Origin of the sequence: Novimethylophilus kurashikiensis, assembly GCF_003112435.1 — a bacterium.
GTDB classification, from domain to species: domain Bacteria; phylum Pseudomonadota; class Gammaproteobacteria; order Burkholderiales; family Methylophilaceae; genus Novimethylophilus; species Novimethylophilus kurashikiensis.
In genome coordinates this window covers 17,421-34,072 of the sequence record NZ_BDOQ01000022.1, presented here as the reverse complement: position 1 = coordinate 34,072, position 16,652 = coordinate 17,421, and the positions used below count along the sequence as shown (strand labels likewise).

The 16,652-nt window shown below is 55.9% G+C and carries 18 protein-coding genes; 12 read left to right on the top strand and 6 right to left on the bottom strand.

Annotation, left to right across the window (positions count from 1 at the left end; translation table 11 throughout):
• Positions 1 to 136: 136 nt before the first annotated feature.
• The 5 genes from rimP to truB are packed head-to-tail and all read left to right on the top strand — an operon-like array spanning position 137 to position 6,125.
• Positions 137 to 568, top strand: coding sequence for a ribosome maturation factor RimP (gene rimP, locus NMK_RS17410; protein ID WP_109017048.1), 432 nt, complete (start codon positions 137 to 139; stop codon positions 566 to 568).
• Positions 569 to 580: 12 nt separating this feature from the next.
• Positions 581 to 2,047 carry a transcription termination factor NusA gene (gene nusA / locus NMK_RS17405; protein ID WP_109017047.1) on the top strand — a complete coding sequence of 489 codons (1,467 nt, stop codon included), beginning with the start codon at positions 581 to 583 and terminating at the stop codon, positions 2,045 to 2,047.
• Positions 2,048 to 2,080: 33 nt separating this feature from the next.
• Complete coding sequence (gene infB / locus NMK_RS17400) at positions 2,081 to 4,846, top strand: translation initiation factor IF-2 (RefSeq protein ID WP_109017046.1); 2,766 nt, start codon at positions 2,081 to 2,083, stop codon at positions 4,844 to 4,846.
• 9 nt (positions 4,847 to 4,855) lie between these two features.
• Positions 4,856 to 5,215, top strand: a complete 360-nt coding sequence (rbfA, locus tag NMK_RS17395; protein ID WP_109017045.1) for a 30S ribosome-binding factor RbfA — start codon at positions 4,856 to 4,858, stop codon at positions 5,213 to 5,215.
• A 7-nt stretch (positions 5,216 to 5,222) separates the two neighbouring features.
• Positions 5,223 to 6,125 carry a tRNA pseudouridine(55) synthase TruB gene (gene truB, locus NMK_RS17390; RefSeq protein WP_109017044.1) on the top strand — a complete coding sequence of 301 codons (903 nt, stop codon included), beginning with the start codon at positions 5,223 to 5,225 and terminating at the stop codon, positions 6,123 to 6,125.
• An 82-nt stretch (positions 6,126 to 6,207) separates the two neighbouring features.
• Here truB and hxlB read toward each other — a convergent pair whose 3' ends face one another.
• The 6 genes from hxlB to argB form a co-directional block, all read right to left on the bottom strand.
• Positions 6,208 to 6,753, bottom strand: a complete 546-nt coding sequence (hxlB, locus tag NMK_RS17385) for a 6-phospho-3-hexuloisomerase (RefSeq protein WP_181376332.1) — start codon at positions 6,751 to 6,753, stop codon at positions 6,208 to 6,210.
• A gap of 119 nt (positions 6,754 to 6,872) precedes the next feature.
• Entirely contained in the window at positions 6,873 to 7,514 is a 642-nt protein-coding gene (hxlA, locus tag NMK_RS17380) for a 3-hexulose-6-phosphate synthase (RefSeq protein WP_227871557.1), read from the bottom strand.
• Between the two features lie 91 nt (positions 7,515 to 7,605).
• On the bottom strand, positions 7,606 to 8,247 hold the full coding sequence (gene hxlA, locus NMK_RS17375) for a 3-hexulose-6-phosphate synthase (protein ID WP_109017042.1): 642 nt from the start codon (positions 8,245 to 8,247) through the stop codon (positions 7,606 to 7,608).
• A 174-nt stretch (positions 8,248 to 8,421) separates the two neighbouring features.
• The gene (gene slmA / locus NMK_RS17370; RefSeq protein ID WP_109017041.1) at positions 8,422 to 9,003 is read right to left on the bottom strand and encodes a nucleoid occlusion factor SlmA; all 582 of its coding nucleotides are present in this window, start codon (positions 9,001 to 9,003) and stop codon (positions 8,422 to 8,424) included.
• 8 nt (positions 9,004 to 9,011) lie between these two features.
• Positions 9,012 to 9,632, bottom strand: a complete 621-nt coding sequence (locus NMK_RS17365; protein ID WP_306419354.1) for a pyrimidine 5'-nucleotidase — start codon at positions 9,630 to 9,632, stop codon at positions 9,012 to 9,014.
• 28 nt (positions 9,633 to 9,660) lie between these two features.
• Positions 9,661 to 10,545 (bottom strand): acetylglutamate kinase, encoded by an 885-nt coding sequence (gene argB / locus NMK_RS17360; protein ID WP_109017039.1) that lies wholly within the window; start codon positions 10,543 to 10,545, stop codon positions 9,661 to 9,663.
• Positions 10,546 to 10,623: 78 nt separating this feature from the next.
• Between argB and NMK_RS17355 the strand changes: the two genes are divergently transcribed.
• From NMK_RS17355 to NMK_RS17325, 7 genes are all read left to right on the top strand, one after another.
• A complete protein-coding gene (locus NMK_RS17355; RefSeq protein ID WP_109017038.1) occupies positions 10,624 to 11,925 on the top strand; it encodes a glycerate kinase type-2 family protein in 1,302 nt (433 codons plus the stop codon).
• Positions 11,922 to 13,046, top strand: a complete 1,125-nt coding sequence (locus NMK_RS17350; RefSeq protein WP_109017037.1) for a GGDEF domain-containing protein — start codon at positions 11,922 to 11,924, stop codon at positions 13,044 to 13,046. Before NMK_RS17355 ends, NMK_RS17350 begins: the two co-directional genes overlap by 4 nt.
• A 161-nt stretch (positions 13,047 to 13,207) precedes the next feature.
• Complete coding sequence (locus NMK_RS17345) at positions 13,208 to 13,384, top strand: Flp family type IVb pilin (protein WP_109017036.1); 177 nt, start codon at positions 13,208 to 13,210, stop codon at positions 13,382 to 13,384.
• A gap of 17 nt (positions 13,385 to 13,401) precedes the next feature.
• Positions 13,402 to 13,851: an A24 family peptidase gene (locus NMK_RS17340; protein ID WP_109017035.1), complete on the top strand. Its 450-nt coding sequence runs from the start codon at positions 13,402 to 13,404 to the stop codon at positions 13,849 to 13,851.
• Positions 13,848 to 14,309 (top strand): TadE/TadG family type IV pilus assembly protein, encoded by a 462-nt coding sequence (locus NMK_RS17335; RefSeq protein WP_109017034.1) that lies wholly within the window; start codon positions 13,848 to 13,850, stop codon positions 14,307 to 14,309. Before NMK_RS17340 ends, NMK_RS17335 begins: the two co-directional genes overlap by 4 nt.
• Positions 14,310 to 14,349: 40 nt before the next feature.
• A complete protein-coding gene (gene cpaB / locus NMK_RS17330; RefSeq protein WP_109017033.1) occupies positions 14,350 to 15,273 on the top strand; it encodes a Flp pilus assembly protein CpaB in 924 nt (307 codons plus the stop codon).
• A gap of 28 nt (positions 15,274 to 15,301) precedes the next feature.
• A complete protein-coding gene (locus NMK_RS17325) occupies positions 15,302 to 16,651 on the top strand; it encodes a type II and III secretion system protein family protein (protein ID WP_109017032.1) in 1,350 nt (449 codons plus the stop codon).
• The last annotated feature ends 1 nt before the right edge of the window (position 16,652 follow it).

The window sequence follows — 16,652 nt, the reverse complement described above, 5'->3', positions numbered from 1 at the left end:
GAGGGCCTTTCGCGTTTATAGGTATCACAATTCCCAATCCCATTGGGGCGCTGATTGTTGAACTCCAACGCATTGAATATGTTATAATTAAATATTAGATGGGCTTCGAGCCCATTTTTTATTTCTGTAAAAGGTTATGGAACTTCAGGCACTTCTTGAGCGGGTAATTTCGCAACTTGGCTATGAACTCGTCGACTTCGAAATGTCGAACCGGGGCAAGCTTTTGCGCTTATTTATCGACAAGCCAGAAGGTATTACGCTGGACGACTGTGTTCTAGTCAGCAATCAGGTTTCGCACTTTTTGGCTGTCGAGAATGACGTTGATTACGATCGTCTGGAAGTCTCCTCACCTGGAATGGACCGCGTGCTTAAGAAAGCAGCGGACTTTGAGCGGTTTAAAGGTACCCGCATCAAGGTCAAGTTGCGAGTTCCCATTGAGGGGCGAAAGAATTTTATCGGAGTTCTGCAGGGGCTGGACAGTGATGATGTGCTGGTTGAGCGCGATGGGAATACCTATCGGTTGGCCATGGCTAACATTGATAAAGCAAGGCTGGACCCGGAGTTATAAGCGGAGAGAATTATGAGTCGCGAAATTTTATTGATGGTGGATGCGCTTGCGCATGAGAAGAACGTCAGCAAGGACGTCATTTTCACGGCATTGGAATTGGCCTTGGCCTCTGCCACGAAGAAAAACTACCACGAAGATGCTGATGTGCGTGTTCAGATCGATCGTGCAACGGGCGATTATCAGTCTTTCCGTCGTTGGACCGTAGTCGAGGAAGATACTCTCGAAAATGCAGCAGCCCAAATTCCGCCGACTGATGAACGTGCAGAAGGCCTGAACGTTGGGGATGTCGTAGAAGATCCGCTGGAGTCCATCGGTTTCGGACGTATTGGTGCCCAAGCCGCCAAGCAAGTGATCTTACAAAAGGTCCGTGAGGCAGAGCGTGAGCAGATTCTGAGCGAGTTCCTCGCACGTTCAGAGCATCTGGTGAGCGGCGTTATCAAACGCATGGAAAAGGGTAATGCGATCATCGAAGTGGGCCGCATTGAAGCATTGTTGCCACGCGAACAGATGATCCCGAAGGAGAACCTTCGTAGCGGTGACCGCGTTCGTGCGTATTTGAGCCGTATCGAGCGTAACGTGCGAGGCCCGCAGTTGGTTCTCTCCCGTATCTGCCCTGAATTCATTATCAAGTTGTTCGAGCTGGAAGTCCCGGAAATCGAAGAAGGTCTCCTGGAAATCAAGGCGGCAGCTCGTGATCCTGGCTCTCGCGCCAAAATTGCTGTCAAGTCGAACGATCAGCGCCTGGACCCAGTAGGCACTTGCGTCGGCATGCGAGGTTCTCGTGTTCAGGCAGTCACTGCCGAATTGGCTGGCGAACGTGTGGATATCGTCTTGTGGTCGATGGATCCTGCTCAGTTTGTCATCAATGCCATGGCTCCGGCCGAAGTAAGCCGAATCAGCATCGATGAAGATGCGCACAGCATGGACGTTGTTGTGGCTGAAGATCAACTCGCACTTGCGATCGGCCGCGGTGGTCAAAACGTAAGGCTCGCGTCTCAATTGACCGGTTGGGAGTTGAATCTCATGACCGAGGAAGAGGCTGAGCAAAAGGGTGAAGAAGAGTACACAAAGGCACGCCAGCTTTTCATGGAACGCCTAGACGTGGATGAGGAAGTTGCTGACATCCTGATTCAGGAGGGGTTCAGCACCCTTGAAGAAATCGCCTATGTGCCGCTCAGCGAAATGCAGGATATCGAGGCATTCGACGAAGACACCATTAACGAACTGCGTAGCCGCGCGAGAAACGCTTTACTCACCGAAGCTATTGCCAGGGAAGAAAAAGTAGGTGAAGTTTCAGCAGACCTGATGACGCTCAACGGGATGGATGAAGAGCTTGTTCGTGTCTTGGCCGAAAAGGAAATTACTACCGTCGAAGATCTGGCAGACCTCGCTGTCGATGAGTTGATGGAAATGACGGATCTGGATGAAGAGCGCGCCAAGCAGTTGATCATGGCCGCACGTGCGCCCTGGTTTGCTTGATAAGGTACTGATAGGCGGGAACGGGAATACAGAATGGCACAGACAAGCGTAACGCAATTTGCCTCAGAACTCGGCTTGCCGGCGGAGTTGCTGCTGGAGCAGCTCAAGGCGGCCGGCGTCCATAAGGCATCGCCCGGAGACGAACTTTCGGAGCAGGATAAATCTGCGTTGCTGGAGCATCTGCGCAAAGAGCATGGTGCGCAGCAGTCGAAGAACAAAATCACGCTCATGCGCAAGCAAGTTTCTGAAATCAAGCAATCGAGCGGCGCAGGACGTGGCCGAACGATTCAGGTTGAAGTGAAGAAAAAGCGTGTGCTGGTCCGGCGCGAGGCTTCTGAACTTAACGAGACGCAAGAAGTCGCTGCCCCGGCCGAGGCTGAACCGGCTCCTGTTGCAGAAGTTCAAGCACCGTCAGTCGCTCCTGAAGAGCCTATTGTTGAGAATATCGTGACCGCTCCTGAAGAAGTGAGCCCTGAGCCCGAATACGAGCCAGAGCCAATTCCCGAGCCGGAACCAGAGCCTGTAGAAGAAGTTGCCGTTGAAGAGCCTGCTGCTACAGAGGAAGTCATAGAGGCGACTGCGCCGAAGGTAGAAGAAGCTCGTCCAGCCAAGGTTTCTGTCCTTGACGCAGCACAAATTGCAAAACGCGATGACGAAGCACGTCGTCATGCAGAGTTGATAGCACTGCAAGCGGAAGACAAGCGCCGTAAGCTTGAACTCCAGCAAAAGAAACAGGAAGCCGAAGCCAAGCGATTGGCTGAGGAAGCTGCGGCCAAGAAGAAATTGTCGGAAGGCACTCTGCATAAGCCTGCAGCCAAGACCGCGACTCCTGCTGACAAGGCCAAGGCGCCCACCCAGGATAAAGCCAAGAAGGGCACAGGCCCGTCAGGCGATTGGGGCAGCGAATCCAAAAAACGTGGCGGTCCCAAGACCCGAGGTGACGTTGGTATTGCCCAAGGCTGGCGTGCACCGGGCAAGAACAAGGGTAACAAACACAAGGAAGCAGAATCGCAACACGCGTTCTCTGCGCCTACCGAACCTATCGTGCATGAAGTACTGGTCCCTGAAACCATTTCAGTGGCAGACCTCGCGCACAAGATGGCCGTTAAAGCCGCTGAAGTCATCAAGACATTGATGAAGATGGGCATGATGGTGACCATCAACCAGGTGCTCGACCAGGAAACCGCGATGATCGTGGTGGAAGAGATGGGTCACATCGCCAAGGCGGCAGAGGCTAACGACCCTGAGGCATTCCTGGAAGACAACGCCCACGCTGAGGCTGTCTTGGTGGCTCGCCCACCAGTTGTGACCGTGATGGGCCACGTCGACCACGGTAAGACCTCGCTGCTCGACTATATCCGCCGTACGCGTGTGGCGAGCGGTGAAGCCGGCGGCATTACCCAGCATATCGGTGCTTATCACGTTGAAACGCCGCGCGGCATGCTGACTTTCCTCGATACCCCGGGCCACGAAGCGTTTACCGCGATGCGTGCACGCGGCGCAAAGGCAACCGATGTGGTGATCTTGGTGGTCGCTGCGGACGACGGCGTGATGCCGCAAACAATCGAAGCCGTTCACCATGCCAAGGCAGCCAAAGTGCCCTTGGTGGTCGCTGTGACCAAGGTTGATAAGCCTTCAGCAAACCCAGAGCGTGTGCGCCAGGAATTGGTCGCACAAGAAGTCGTCCCTGAAGATTGGGGCGGTGATACGATGTTCGTCGAAGTCTCGGCCAAAACCGGTCAAGGCGTAGACAGCTTGCTGGAAGCCGTATTGTTGCAAGCAGAAGTGATGGAACTTCAGGCACCCAAGGATGCTCCGGCCAAGGGGCTGGTTATCGAAGGCCGTCTCGACAAGGGGCGTGGTCCTGTTGCAACCGTGTTGGTGCAGTCTGGCACATTGAACCGCGGCGATACATTGCTTGTCGGTAGCGTCTATGGCCGTGTACGCGCCATGCTGGACGAAAACGGCAAGGAAGTGAAGGACGCAGGTCCTTCCATCCCAGTTGAAATTCTCGGCCTCTCCGATGTGCCGAATGCCGGTGAAGAAGCCATTGTGCTGAACGACGAACGCAAGGCGCGCGAGATTGCGCTGTTCCGTCAAGGCAAGTTCCGCGATGTGAAGCTGGCACGCCAGCAGGCAGCCAAGCTCGAAAATATGTTGGAACAGATGACGGAGGGGGAAGTTAAGACCCTGGCGCTCATTATCAAGTCTGACGTACAAGGTTCTTACGAGGCCTTGTCGACTTCGTTGCAGAAGCTTTCCACCGACGAGGTCAAGGTCAACATCCTCCATACCGGCGTCGGTGCCATTACCGAATCCGACGTCAACCTGGCGACTGCGTCCAAGGCTGTCGTGATTGGCTTCAACGTTCGGGCTGACGCTAATGCTCGCAAGCTGGCCGAAACCTCGGGTGTTGACGTGCGCTACTACAACATCATCTATGAAGCCGTGGATGAGGTTCGTGCTGCACTGACCGGTATGTTGTCGCCAGAGCACAAGGAAAGCGTCATCGGCCTGGTAGAAATCCGCCAAGTGTTCCGTATTTCCAAGGTCGGTGCGATTGCCGGTTGTTATGTGCTCGACGGTATGGTCAAGCGCGGCGCAAGCGTTCGGGTGCTGCGCAACAATGTGGTCATCCACGACGGCGAACTGGACTCGCTCAAGCGATTCAAGGATGACGTCAAGGAAGTCAAAGCCGGCTTCGAATGTGGTCTGTCAATCAAGAACTTCAACGAGATCAACGAAGGCGATCAGTTGGAAGTCTACGAAATGGTTGAGGTCGCGCGTACCTCGCTGTAAAGGCAGAACATGGCAAAAGAGTTTTCGCGTAATCAGCGCGTGGCGGAACAGCTCCGAAGGGAGCTGGCCGACCTGCTTCAGTTTGAAGTCAAGGATCCGCGCGCTGCCAAAGTCACACTGACAGAAGTCGACGTGTCAGGTGACTTGTCGCATGCCAAGATCTATTTCGTCACTCAATCGGCCGATGCGCAATCAGCCGCCGCAGCATTAACCAAAGCTGCTGGCTTCTTGCGCAGCCAGTTATCTCATCGCATGCTGATGCGCACGGTGCCGCAACTGCATTTCGTCTATGATGAATCCCTTGATCGTGGCATGCGCATGTCGCAGTTGATCGATCAAGCCAATTCCGACTCCTCCGACAAGTCCTGACCCTGCTGTGCAATTCAAACGTATCAAGCGGCCGTTAAGCGGGGTGCTCCTGCTCGACAAGCCAGCCGGCTTTTCGTCCAATCAAGCCCTTCAGCGCGCTAAAAATATCTACCAGGCAGCGAAAGCCGGGCATACAGGTAATCTCGATCCATTCGCCACTGGCTTGCTGCCGATCTGTTTTGGAGAGGCAACCAAGTTTTCGCACACCTTGCTGGATGCTGATAAGGTTTATCGCGCCATTATCAAGTTGGGCACGGTCACGACGACAGGGGACATCGAAGGCGAGATCGTAAGCCAGTGCCCCGTAAGCGTAACCTTGGCCGAGGTTAAGATCGTTCTTGCAAGCTTTGTTGGCGAGATCACACAAGTTCCGCCCATGCATTCAGCCCTTAAGCATCAAGGCAAACCGTTGTATGAATATGCCCGGGCTGGCGTAGAAATCGAGCGTAAGCCCAGACAAGTCATGATTTATAGGTTGGAGCTCATCGACTTCAGAGAGAATGAACTCGAAATCAAGGTGGCTTGTAGTAAGGGAACCTATATTCGTGTCCTTGGTGAGGACATCGGTGCAAAGCTCGGATGCGGTGGTCATCTAACCCTATTGCGGCGTTTGGAGACTGGGGGATTCAGGTTGGAAGATGCGTGCACCCTTGAAGCGCTGGAACAGGACTCACAGCAAGAAGATCGAGATGCACGATTGTTACCTGTAGATGCCTTGCTTGCAGACATGCCCGAGATCGAGTTGGACACAGATAGTGCTTTTTACTTGGGCCAGGGGCAGAGTGTATGGAAGACAGGCCTTAGCTCCGCACCCTTATTCCGAGCGTATGGGCCGGCAAGAAAATTCCTGGGGGTAGTTGAAAACCTAGGCGATGGAAGAGTAAAACCGAAACGCTTGTTGTCAGAATAACAAATAAAAGATTTAACAAAGTCTTATTAGACAGATAAAAAACCACGCCGAAGCGTGGTTTTTTATTGCCCGAAAACCGGAGTTATTCCAGGTTGGCGTGCAGAGCGCGCATGCCTTCTTCGGTCAGGCCCTTGTCATGGACGATCTTGGAAACGATGGCTTCCAGGAAGACCAGGGTGGACAGTTCGAAGACAGTACCCATGGGCATGCCCTTGACGATGCCGAAGCTGTTTTCGTTGCCGCTGCCGATCGGGCAGACCAAGTCGGCCATTTCGGCCATTGGGGACTGGCTCTTCATGGAAATCACAGCGATCTGTGCACCCATGGACTTGGCCTTGCGTACCAACGGCAGCAAGGTTTCGGTTCCGCCAGAGCCGGAGATCACGATGAACAAATCGCCTGCTTGGATGCTGGGGGTGACGATTTCACCGACCATGTAAACGGTATAGCCGCTGTGCATCAAGCGCATTGCGAAGAAACGGGAAACCAGGCCGGAACGGCCAGCACCGGTAATGAAAATGCGCTTGGCCTTGTCGACGGAAGAAACGATCTTGTCGACCAGGCTGTCATCGGTTGCTTGAAGAACGCTGGAAATCTTGTTAAGGATGAGTTCCTGATGCATGGTCATTCACCTCATAAAACAATTGTGATGATTCAGGCAGTGATGTAATCCTGCCGCACAAAAAATTAATCCACCAAATCGGATCATTCAACCCGAGATGGTGGATTTTAGCCTAGGCTAAACGCTTAAGCAGCGCGTGCCAGAGCGGTGATTTCAGCAGCAGCAGCAGCCGGATCAGCAGCACCGTAGATTGCAGCGCCAGCAACAACGATGGTAGCGCCAGCCTTCACGACTTGCTGAACGGTTGCGGGCTTGATGCCGCCAGCAACGGAGACCTTGACCGGCAGGCCGAGGGAAGCAACCAGACCCAGGTCGACGAACGGGGTTTGGCCAGCAGCTTGTTGGTCCAGACCGGTGTGAACGCCGATGATGTGAGCGCCCAGAGCGGCCACTTCCTTGGTGCGGGTGCCCTTGTCGAGAACGTTGATCAGGTCGACTTGAGCTTCCTTGCCGTAAGCGTTAGCAACATCGATAACACCCTTGATGGTGCCGATGTCTGCGGTGCCCAGAACGGTGGTGATGTCAGCGCCCGCCTTGAAGAAAGGCTCAGCTTCGTAGTAACCAGCGTCCATGGTCTTCAGGTCGACCAGGATCTTGTTGTTCGGGAACTTAGCGCGCAGGGTCTTCAGCAGAGCGATGCCGTTGTGCTTGATGCAGGGGGTGCCGATTTCGAGAATGTCGACGTGCGGAGCAACCTTTTCTGCCAGTGCAACGGTTGCGTCGAAATCCAGGGAATCAAGTGCCATTTGAACTAAGGGTTTAGACATGGTAGTCCTCCGATTAAGTTGAAGATTTATGGTTGTGTTACAGAAACAATATTAAGTACTTATAATAAAACTTGAAGTTTATTTCAAGCACTTAGGCGGAAGCGACCAAATCGCGGATCTCGCGAGCGGCTACTTCAGCTGCAGGAGAGCCGGTAATAGCTCCACCAACTACGACGATGCTGGGGCCGGCCTTCACGACTTGTTGGACCGTAGACTGCTTGATGCCGCCAGCAACAGAAATCTTTACATTCAGACCCAGCGCCACCATGGCTGCAAGGTCAGCGAACGGCGTCTGGCCAGCCAATTGCTGGTCGATGCCGGTATGAATCCCGATGATGTGCGCCCCGATCTTGGCGGCCTCGGCAGCACGTTTTGCCTTGTCCTTGACGTTGATCAGGTCGACTTGTGCCTGCTTGCCATAGGCATTGGCCACATCCACCACACCCTTGATAGTACCCAGGTCGGCAGTACCAAGTACGGTGCAAATGTCAGCGCCAGCCTTGTAGAACGGCTCGGCTTCATAGTAGCCGGCATCCATGGTCTTGAGGTCGACGAAGATCAGCTTGTCAGGATGGTTGGCACGAATTTCTTCGACCAGGTCCATGCCATTGACCTTGAGGCATGGCGTACCAATTTCGATGATGTCCACGTAAGGGGCTGCCTGACGTGCCAGTGCAACGGTTTGCTGGTAATCCAAAGAATCCAATGCGACCTGAATCAAAGGTTGTGCCATGATGCCTCCGGGTTTATTTAAGATTTGCGGCGGAACCGCACTGGGACGCTAATCCTTTCCACTGTAAAGGAGGAGGGAGATGAGTGTCAAGTAAACCAGGGGCTTTAACGTGTTAATTCCAAATGCACCCAAGGGCAGTTGGAAGATCATGAAAAGGCGCTGGAACGAAAAGGGTTAAGCACCCTCCAGACCATAAAGCAGCGTGAGCTGTTGCTGTACAAACTCCATGGGCTTGCGCTTGAAGCCGCTCTTAGCGAACTGGTGCCAGCGGCCAATAACGAAGCATAACAGCATATTGGCCTGCGATTCTGGGTCGAGCTTGCGGCCGGTTTGGGTTTCGGCAAAACGCAGCGATTGTTTCAGCGTGGATTCGATACGATCGAACATCTGGTTGATGCGCAATTGTAGCCGTTCGTTTTCGTTGACCAGTGCGTCGCCGATCAGAACGCGCGTCATCCCAGGATTCTTTTCTGCAAACAGCAGCATCACCGTAAGGATGCGGCGCACTTGCTTCAGGCCTTCCTGCTCCTCGGTAGTGATCTTGTTGATGAGTCCGAACAGAGATTGTTCGATGAACTCGATCAATCCCTCGAACATTTGCGCCTTGCCGGCAAAATGGCGATACAGCGCAGCTTCGGAAACTTCTAGGCGTGCAGCCAGGGCAGCAGTAGTGATTTTCTCGCGCTTGGGCGACTCCAGCATTTTTGCCAGGGTTTCAAGGATTTGTTGTTTTCGTTCGCCAGGTTTGGTGGTCATGTTATTCCTTAAAGTGCTACTGCAATTCTGGGTAAAGCTAACACGGAGCGGATACAGGCGTCCACATAAGGCGGTTGTTTCGCTCGCGGATGTATGTGGACGGTTTTCATGCCCAGCCGCTTGGCGGTTTGCAATGCGGACAAGGTGTCCTCGACCATCACGCAATCATCGGCCCGCAACCTAAAGTAGCGAAGCATCCGCATAAACCCGATCAGCGAGGGTTTGGGGTTGAAGCGGGACGACTCGATACTAAATACGCCATCGAACAAATCTCGAATCCGCAATAGCTTCAATACCGCTTCGGCATAAATGACTGGCGCATTGGTAAAGATCACCTTGCGCCCTTTCAACTGACGTAGTATGGATCGCAGTCCGCGTGCGCGGATGATCATGTTCTGCAAATCCGGAAACTGATGCGTATGGTGAAGAAAATGATGTGGATTCGTCCCATGATGCCTCATCAATCCCTTCAGGGTGGCGCCGTAGATATGCCAATAGTGGCGGCGCAAGTCATCGGCCTCTGTTTGCTCCATCGCCAGATGTTCCATCAGGTACTCCGTCATCGACCGGTTAAGATGAGGGAATATATGGGCGCTTGCATTGTGCAATGTGTCGTCGAGGTCGAACACCCAGCAGCGTTTGCCTGGGTGCTTGCGCCTATTTGGCACGAATCATGGTCCCGACGCCTTCGTCGGTCAGCACTTCCAGCAGCAGGGCGTGTTCGACGCGGCCGTCGATGATATGTACCGACTTCACGCCGCTGCGAGACGCATCGAGCGCCGAGCTGATCTTGGGCAACATGCCGCCCGAGAGCGTACCGTCCTCGAACAATGCGTCGATTTCCTTGGCAGAAAGGCCAGTGAGCAGATTGCCCTTTTTATCCAGCACGCCGGGCGTATTGGTCAGGAGGATCAACTTTTCGGCATTCAGGATTTCAGCCAGTTTGCCGGCCACCACGTCCGCGTTGATGTTGTAGGTCTCGCCATCGGGGCCCACGCCGATCGGCGCGATCACGGGAATAAAGTCGCCGGAATCGAGGAATTCGATGATGCTCGGGTTGATGTAGGTAATATCGCCGACCTGGCCGATATCGATGAACTCGCCCGGCGCTTCCTTGTTCTCCATCATGAGCTTCTGCGCGCGGATGAAGTTGCCGTCTTGCCCGGTCAGGCCCACCGCCTTGCCACCGTGGCGATTGATCAAATTCACGATTTCCTTGTTGACCTGGCCGCCCAACACCATTTCGACCACATCCATGGTTTCTTCGTCGGTGACGCGCATGCCCTGGATGAATTCACCCTTCTTGCCCAGGCGATCCAGCCATTCGTTAATTTGCGGGCCGCCGCCGTGCACGATCACCGGATTCATGCCGACCAGCTTGAGCAGGACCACGTCGCGCGCGAAACTATCCTTAAGCTGCGGATCGGTCATGGCATTACCGCCGTATTTGATGACAATGGTCTTGTCGAAAAAGCGTTTGATATACGGCAGCGCTTCCGAAAGAATCTGAGCTTTACGGGCGGTATTGGTAGAGGAAGACATTCATGGTTCCATGCGAGATTCGAATGTCCGGTATTTTATACGGAATTCACGGCAGCAAGGGATAGCCGGAGCCCATAAATGAAGCCAGCGATACCGCCCCAAGCCCTATTGCGGAAGATGTTCGATGCCGCCATTGCCTCGGCGCAGCCGCAACGTTGTCTACCGGCATTTCTGCCGCAGCCGGTAAAAGGCCGAACCATCGTGGTGGGGGCGGGGAAAGCCTCGGCAGCAATGGCCCAGGCGGTAGAGCAGCATTGGTCGGGCGCCATTGGGGGCCTTGTTGTTACACGCTATGGCTATGCTGTTCCGTGTCGGCGTATCGAGATAATCGAAGCCGGCCATCCCTTGCCGGATGAGGCCGGTCTTGAGGCTGCCAGGCGCATGCTGAATAAGGTTGAGGGCCTCACTTCCGACGATCTGGTCATCGGCCTTTTTTCAGGCGGCGGATCAGCCCTGCTGCCCATGCCGTTGCCACGTATTTCGCTCCAGCAAAAACAGGCCATCACCCGACAGTTGCTGTTGAGCGGGACTGCGATCAGCGACATCAATTGCGTCAGGCGTCATCTTTCTGCCATCAAGGGCGGAAGGTTGGCTGCAGCTTGCGCTCCAGCCCGAGTGGAGTGCCTGTTGATTTCAGATGTGCCCGGCGACGATCCTCTCGACATCGCGTCCGGCCCCATGGTCGGCGACCCCACTACTTGCGGCGACGCAATTGAGATCCTGCGTCGGTATCACATCGCAACACCACCTCACATTGAACAAATGTTGCACGCCGGGGCTGCGGAATCCATCAAACCCGACGATCCCAGGCTCGCGCGAGTGCATTGTCACATCATTGCTCGACCGCAAGCGGCGCTTGAAGCGGCGGCAGGACTTGCCCGTGCCCATGGCTTTACGCCCTTGATAATCAGCGACCGGTTGGAAGGCGATGCCACGGTATTGGGGCGCGAAATGGCTCGGCAGGCCATTTATGTAGCAGAAGGCAAGGGATCGGTTGCTCCGCAATGCGTGCTGATCTCTGGCGGCGAAACCACGGTGACGGTACGCGGTAGTGGCCGAGGCGGTCGCAACGTCGAATTTTTGCTTTCCCTGTTATGCGAACTGCATGGTCGCCCAGGAATATTTGCCTTGGCCGGGGATACGGACGGCGTGGATGGTACAGACGACATCGCTGGGGCTGTGATCGGGCCGGATTCCTTGCAACGGGCAGCGAATGCAAGCCTGGATGCGCAAGCCATGTTGCGGGATAACGATGCGCACAGTTTTTTCCAGCGGCTTGGCGATTCGGTGGTTACCGGGCCGACCTTGACCAACGTGAACGATTTTCGGGCTATTCTGATAACTGGCGAATCACTACCAACAATAATGGAACCCCGATGACCGCTGAAAAACCCGTGCTTGCGACTCCTGGGTTGAAGTTCGATCCGCATGCCCTGGCAAGCGAACAATTGCAGCATGTCTACCGCGATCGTAACAGCGGCCTTTATACGACCTTGCTGGGCGGGCTGCTGCAGGCCATGCTGATCGGATGGGGAACTAAGTTCGTATTCGGCGCCGCCTGGTATGGATGGTTGGCAACGGCTTCGTTCTGGCATTGGTGGATCGGCCGTCCAGTCCATGCACGAACAGCCACACCGCTTGCTGGCATCCCGCTTCACGTCGCTGCCGCCGCTGTCGCCGGGATTGGCTGGGGCGGTGCCGCCTTGATGCTGCCGCATATGGCGCTGAGCGCTCAGGCAGCGGTGCTTGTCGTCATGGTCATCGCCGTCAATACCGCCTTGCCACGGCTCGTGATTTTTATGCCGCTGTTCTATGCCTTCGCTGCTGGGGTGTTTCTGCCGGTGGTGCTCGTGTTGCCCTTTCTTGCGCCCTCCGCCCAGGGGCTGACGGCCGTGGTCTTGATCGCTTCGACGCTCATGCTGGGGCTGACTGCGCGTAACGTGCGGGCAGTGCTCGTGCGTATCCTGCTCAAGCAGGTCTCTTTCGAGCAGGTGTCCTGGGAAGATCGGTTGACGGGGCTGGGTAATCGCCGACGCTTCGACGAGGCGCTCGATGCGGCTTGGCAGCATGCGCTACAGCTCGGCGTGCCGCTGTCGCTCATGATCCTCGACGTCGATTATTTCAAGAAATTCAACGATACCTATGGGCACACTGCCGGCGACGATTGTTTACGCAAGGTGGCCACGGCACTGGCGGGATGCGTCAAGCGTGCCGGGGATACTGTGGCGCGCTATGGTGGCGAGGAATTCGCAGCAGTGCTGTTCCATGCGCCAATGGCCGATGCGCGGCAGATGGGGGAAAACATGTGCAAGGCGGTGCGGGCCATGGATATCAAGCACGAACAGTCGACGCATCGGTGGGTGACGATCTCCGTAGGGGGCGCCACCATCATGCCGAAAGTGGGGATGAGCATGCAGGCGTTTGTAGAAACTGCCGATGCTGCGCTATATCTGGCCAAGGAGTCCGGACGAAACCGCGTCGAATGGAAAATGGTGGCCTGAAATACTCGATATTCCCCTCTCAAAATCTGTAGGGCAATCCCTACAAAAATAACTTGTTGCTAAATTGTTAATTGAGTATATTGGTCGGGTATTCGCAGTGTTCCGGCTGGCCTGGAACTTGGATATTACCTTATACAACAATAGATTATAGGGGTTATGCCATGCAAGCTTTGACTACAAGTCTTAAACAATTCTGGCGCGATGAAGAGGGGGCAAGCGCCATCGAATACGCACTCGTCGCGGCTATGGTCGCCGTGGCCTTGGTGACCTTTATCACACCGATCCGAAATGCTGTAAAAGCTATCTTCGGCGATATTCAAACCGCACTAACCAGCTAACCCGTACTGGGGTTGTCATGCGTATCGCCCAAGGGCTTGTAGCCGCTTGGGGGTTGACCGTGCTCGTCGGTGATCTGGCGACGCGGCGCATCCCCAATTGGCTAAGCGCCGGTGCAGCAGCACTGGCGCTGGGGTATTGCCTCGTCACGGGCAATACCGTGCTCGGAGCCCCCTGGCTTTCGGCGATCCTGGGTGTCCTGCTGGCGCTCGTGCTCACCGTACCTGGGTATTGTTTAAGGCAGTTGGGTGCAGGCGACGTCAAGGCCATGATCGCCATCGGACTCATCGGCGGCTGGCAGGTTTCGCTCGCCAGTTTTGTTGTTGCCGGGTTGTTGGCTGGCTTCTATGTGCTGGCATTGCAGTGGTGGAAGCGGTATGGCGGCGAGATGTTACCCGCCAAACGATTCATTCCGTTCGGGGCCATGCTCGCAGTGGGACTGCTGGTCGCCATGGAGGCTACATCATGACACGCTTCCACCGGCAACGCGGTGCTGCTGCTATCGAATTCGGTTTGCTCTTCCTGCTGTTTTTCACCATGTTCTATGCCCTGGTCAGCTACGGTGTTGCCATGATGCTGCAAGAAGGTTTTCAGCACGCGGCGGAAGAGGGGGCGCGTGCTGCCATCGCGGTCGACCCTTTGGCTTATTCCAGCACCGATGCTTATACGAACAACGGTGTCATTCCCCGCGTCCGCAGCACCGTAGGTACGTCGCTATGGTGGTTGCCCAGCAAGGCAGCAACGCATGCGCTGGGCACCAACAACGGCAACGTACAGGTCTCGCTCGTCAACAACCAGCTCATCGTCAAGGTGATCTATAGCAACTACACCAGCGACCCCATGCTGCCCATGCTCACGTTGCCGGTGATCGGCACTATCCCCAAGCTGCCTGCCAACTTGAGCGGGGCAGCCATGCTGGAGCTTTGACGATGATGTCGATATCAGTGGCGACACCAAGGGAGCAGACATGAACAGTACCGTATTGCGCATCCTTGCCGTGCTGCTCGCCGTCGGTGCCGTGCTGATGGGCTGGAGCGGGTATCGCATGAGCACCAAGGCGGCGCTTCCTGTACAGCAGAAAGCCGTGCCGGTCACGTTCCAGCAAGTGGTGGCGCTGCACGATATTCCTGCCGGCAAGGTGCTTGCGACTGACGATGTTGCCATAGGGCAAACACCGCGCATCGATCCCCAGGGCTTCGACCATGTGGAAACCGTGACAGGGAAAATGGTGCAAACTGCGATCAAGCAGGGCGACCCCATACTCAAGTCGCATTTCCCAACGCTCAGCTTGGCTGCCCAAGCGTTGCGCCCGGGAGAGCGCGCCGTCGCCGTCAAAGTGACGGAGGTGGTCGGCGTGGGCGGGTTTCTCAATCCGGGGGATCACGTCGATGTGCTGTTGTATTTGCGTGCCGATCGCGAAACCGGCAACACCAGTTCGGCCCAGGTGATTCTTCGCGATGCCCGCGTCGTGGCGTACGGAGAAAACTTGGGCGGCGCGAATGCTGCACCTGCATCATCGAACGACGCCTCCAACGACGGCACCAAGAAAAAAGACGCCAAGCCGGATAAGGATGGCCGTTCTGCCATCCTGGCCGTACCCGAAAAAGATGTCGCCCGCCTCATGCTCGCCGACAACGCCGGGCAAGTCCGCCTCGCCTTGCGCGGCGCCGAGCCGCCACTGCTGCCCGCATCCAACCTCGAGAATGTCCATTTCACCCCGCTGGGCGAGTTATCGCACGGGGCTGAGCCGTTACCGCCTTCTCAAGCCGTCCAGGCCATCGGCCTGACTCGGAAGCCGAATCATCCGCAGCATCCAGTCATCAAGGAAAAACGCTACACGGTGGTGGTGCATAACGGCGAGCAAACCCAAACGGTGCAAGTAGGCGATTAGCCGGCTCAATGAAGAAAAAGGGGACCATATGCGGGGAATCAAGGCCGCGATAAGAGGATTGGCACTCGGACTGGTGTTGGCGTCAACAAATGCGTATGCGGACGAGGCCTCATTGTCGCTGGAAGCTGGTAAACAGCAGGCCTACAGCTATTCGCAAGTCGTAAAGCGCGTCGCCGTGGGCGACCCCGCCGTGGCGGCGGTCTCCGTCATGACGGCGCATCGCGTGCTCATCACCGCCAAGCAGCCTGGCAGCACGCAGATTTCTATCTGGGAGAACGATCAGGCTCAGCCTAGCCAAGTCATCCAGCTCAACGTAGGTGCTGCCCCGGAGAGCGCACAGCAGCGTCTGGATGCCGCTCACGTGCAGCCCTTGCAAGCGGTATCGGCGGGCAAGGGCTTGGCATTGACCGGTTGGGTGAGTTCGCTGGAGTCGCATGCACTGGCCGAGCAGGCCATGAACCCGGAGAAAGCATTGCCGCTGGACGCCAGCGTGTCGTCCTTCGATAGCCAGGTGCAAATCGACATCAAGGTGGTCGAGGTGAGCCGGCAGAACATGATGCGCGCCGGATTGTTCTTCGGCCGCAACAAGGGCAACAAGACATTCGCAGTCGGTGCGCCAGGCACGCTTAGCGGTGTTGAAACCGGCGGCAGCGGCTTCAATTTGACCAGTGGCTCGGGGTTCCTGCCGATCAGCAATGCCTTCAATCTTGTGCTGGGTAATGCCGGATCCGGGTTGCTCGGCACCATCAGCGTGCTTGAAGCCAACGGCTTCGCCTACACCCTGGCCGAACCTAGCCTCACCGCCATCTCGGGGCAAAGCGCCACGTTCCTGGCCGGCGGGGAATATCCGGTACCGCTCCGCAGCGGAGGCGGCAGCGACAGCTCCATTACCATCCAGTACAAGGAATACGGCATCCGGTTGATGCTGACCCCGACCGTATTGGATGCCAACCGTATCTACCTCAAGGTTTCGCCGGAAGTCAGCGAACTGGATTTCGCCAACGCCGTACAAACCGGGGGGGTATCGGTACCGGGGCTGCGGGTGCGGCGCACTGATACCAGCGTGGCGCTGGGCGACGGCGAGAGCTTCGTCATCAGCGGCCTGGTGAGCCGCAGCACGCTCAACAATGTGGATAAATTTCCTTGGCTGGGCGATTTGCCGGTCATCGGCGCATTCTTCCGTTCCACCCGCTTCGATCGCGAGGACAAGGAACTGCTCATGGTCGTGACACCGCATCTGGTGCGGCCATTGGCGCGCGATGCGCAAACCCCGGCGCTGCCGGGCGACGAACTGCGCGATTACCAGCCCAGCTTTAGCGAGCTGTTCTTCCAGAAGGCGGCGGTGCCTGGCCAGCCGCCTACGGGCATGTCGCAGTGAG